This window comes from Prevotella sp. TF12-30, assembly GCF_003436715.1.
Lineage (GTDB): Bacteria > Bacteroidota > Bacteroidia > Bacteroidales > Bacteroidaceae > Prevotella > Prevotella copri_A.
Map to the genome: position 1 here is coordinate 641 of NZ_QSQJ01000079.1, position 3,442 is coordinate 4,082.

Genomic DNA, 3,442 nt, shown 5'->3' on the forward strand with positions numbered 1-3,442 from the left:
GTCTCATAGTTATCAGCAATTAATAATTTAACATGTAGAGAGATATGAACTCTTATAGTATATTTCTTTTCTTATGAGAAAAGTTCAATTTATTTTGCAAATATTATATTTTAGTTTATCCACAAAATGATGTTATGATATTATTTTGTCTCTCATAATCTCTTCAATCATTGCGTTCCTTTTTGTCCGTGATAAGTTCTTTCATATCCACAGACAAGAACTGTGCAATTTCAAGAAGTGTGGTAAGGTTGGGTTGAGAACGGTTGCATACGTAAGCATTGACCGTACTGAAACTCCTTCCTAACTTCTTTGCAAGCCATGTTTGGCTTATCACTTTGTCCTCTAAGACTGCTCTTATGCGATTTAACTTCATGTTTTTATCGTTTTTACGCTACAAAAATAATATTTTATCGTGATAATCCATCCAAATCCCTTGAAAATCTGCTGTATTCCGTCGTAATTTAGACAAAATAGAAATAAAATCTGCAAAAATGGAACTAAGCAATTGATTTCCCAATATGGCAAGATACATATATGCGTTTATGAATATGTTCTTTTTGCCGTACTCTTAAAATGACGTTACATGAAAATTACTGTTGGTAACTACTCTTTTACCTTTGCAAAGACTAATCTTAATATTTTGTAAAATCACAGCGTAAAATGTTGTTTTTCAGAAATTAGATTTAACTTTGCACTCGAAATCAAAGCGTTCTTTGTATATTGCAAAGTTGTGAAAGAAAAAGAATATAGCTCGTTTCTAAATCGTTAGCAGTTACATTCTTTAAAGCACTTAACTCGTTGATATTCAATTAATAAAAGATTTTGCTATGACTCGAGACATGCCAGGACAGCGGCTTGGTGATACCACATTTTTTGCCCAGTCTTTTGAGCGAATCCATACAACTTTGGTAGTTGGGTACTGGAAACACCCTGCCGTCTTCACACAATCCACGGTATTTTTCCATAATTTGCTTGGGATAATCAAGCAACTTGATGTTGGCTTCCGTTCCAGTCTTCTGTCGATGGATAACGATCCATTCACCTTCATCGAAAAATTCCTTGATGTTCTCTTCCTTCAAGTTGTACAGATCAATGAAAGCGAGACCTGTAAAACAACAGAACAGGAACAAGTCACGCACCATACTCATCTTCTTTCTTGTGATAGGTATTTCCATCAACAGGTGAATCTCTTCTTTGCTCAGAAACTCTCTTGTGGTCTCTTCTTCCTTGTACTCATATCGTCTGAATGGGTCTTTTACGAGCCATTCATTATCTATGGCACGGAATACCATTGCACGGAGATTGCGGACAAACACCATCGCAGAGTTTATCTTCAAGTGCTTGTCGGTTCTGAGAAAAGTCTCGTAGTCTGTGATAAAAGGCAGCGACAACTCTTTCAGAGCAATATCCTTCACATGGTAATGTGTCTGCAAGAACTCGCCCACATAGGCACACCCAATTCTATACTTCGTGTATGTACTCAAAGATTTCATGCCAGCCTTATATTGCTTTTCCATTTCATCACGGCTTTGAGAATAGACTTTCATCAGTGTATGGCAACGATACTCCAAGCCAAGAAAGGCATTCTTCACCTTGTCGGCAGTAACGAAGTTGTCCCTGTCCATAATCTCCTGATAATGCTTACTGATACTCACACGCATCTTGTCCAATTTGCGGTTCACTTCCAAAGCCTGCATACTCTTACCTATCATGCGTCCGCCCTTGGTATCCCACAAATCTGGATTGGCAGTTGTCTTGCAACTGAACTGCGCCTGTGTTCCGTCCACTGTGATACGTCCCATAACTGGAACTGTACCATCTTTCTTTACTACCTGTCTTTTGAGGTAGAAGATAATTGAAAATGTACTCTTCATAACGTCATTCTTTTTTGCGTTCAAAATTAATACATGAAGAGTCTTTTCTTGCTACGCATTTCACGGCAGAACACGGCAAATTTGGTTCGTAACCAAAAATCTTACGTTACTCATCAGTAACTCACTATAAATCAGAGTATTCAAATTCAATTCGTAACCTTCCTCATTCTTCCGAACCTTAACATTCCTCATTTGGGGTATAGGTTACGGATAGGTAACGTTCCTCTGTCTCATCTTGTCGTATTCCCGTCTTCGTCTGTCCTCGCCACTTTTAACCAAAATGAGGAAAGTAACTGATAACCAGTAAACTTTCCTCATTCTTCTCTCAAACATTTTTTATATGTACTTTCTAACTGGGAAAATATTTTTTTCCAGTTAGAAAGATGAAATTCTATTATTCAGTATTCGTTATGGAAAACCTTATAGGGGTCCATCTGCTGCATTTTTTCCTTTATTTTCTGCTCTATTCCCTCTGATGGTTCCGGAATTTCGGCACCCATTTCCTTGGCTGCAGCCTCATCCTCGGCAGCACCGGCACTATCACCCAGACTTCTGCGAACCTCGCTGCGCTCGCGATACGCATCAATAGAGAAAGGATTTACATCCATCACCTTACCGTAGGTCTGTTCAGCCTCCTCCATCTTTCCCTGCGCCTTCTCTACACGAGCCTTCAGCAACAGCACATCCTCGTTGCCCGGAATATGCTCATAGAGGAAAGTTGCATCGAGTTCTGCCTCGGAAAGCTGAGCCTGATCCAACAGGATGCTGCCACGAAGCAATCGGGCGGCATAGAAATCATCACGCTTGCCTATCGCCTCTGTCAGCATCGACACGGCACGGGTTGCGTCGCCCAGCCCTCTGCAGGCTCTGGCATAGAAGAAATACGTCTCTACATTCTCTGCATCCAGCTGTAGAGCCTTGTCGCACACATCCGTCATGGCGATATAATCCTCCATCATATACGCCACATCCGCCATACGCAGCAACACCGCCACGTTGTCGGGCTGTGCCTCCGAGATTTTCTGCAACTGGGCGTAAGCCTGCTGCAGGTTGCCCATCGAGATGTAGGCACGAGAAAGATAGTCGCGGCATTCCAGATCTTCAGCATTCAGCTGCAGAGCTTGTTCCAGAAACTTGGCAGCAAGGTCGAATTGGTGCATTCTGAGAGCACGCACACCATCATATTTCACCATGTCGAAGCCCTTTTCCTTCTCCTGTTTCACTTCCTCAGTAGTCTTTTGCCCACCAAATAGCTTTTTAAATATGTTCATAATCCAACTATTTTTTTAGGTTTTGAATTGTTTTTGTTGAAATCGTATCAAACGACAGGGCAAAAATACGAATAAAATCCCGAAAAACGCCCCTTTTTTGGAAGAAATATTTTCTTTTTTCTGATTACGAGCAGAAGGTGACAAACTTAGACGCACGAATACCATCCACATAAACATCTGCTTGATAGGGAGTTAGAATTGTTTTTGATTTCAGTTAAAGGCATCAAAAATCTCAGTCTCAGTTGTCTCAGTTATTTTTCAAGTACCCCCTCTTTTTCTTTTATTCTTATATATCTA

Annotated in this window: 2 protein-coding genes and 1 pseudogene; all 3 read right to left on the reverse strand. The window is 40.5% G+C overall.

Translation table 11 applies throughout. The annotated features are described in order from the left end of the window. Window positions 1–163: 163 nt before the first annotated feature. The gene (locus DXD25_RS15885) at window positions 164–373 is read right to left on the reverse strand and encodes a helix-turn-helix domain-containing protein (protein WP_117664343.1); all 210 of its coding nucleotides are present in this window, start codon (window positions 371–373) and stop codon (window positions 164–166) included. Window positions 374–824: 451 nt separating this feature from the next. Beyond that, window positions 825–1,874: pseudogene (locus DXD25_RS15890) on the reverse strand (site-specific integrase); the annotation flags it as partial. A gap of 398 nt (window positions 1,875–2,272) precedes the next feature. Next, a complete protein-coding gene (locus tag DXD25_RS15895) occupies window positions 2,273–3,145 on the reverse strand; it encodes a lipopolysaccharide assembly protein LapB (RefSeq protein ID WP_117664344.1) in 873 nt (290 codons plus the stop codon). Between the last annotated feature and the right edge of the window lie 297 nt (window positions 3,146–3,442).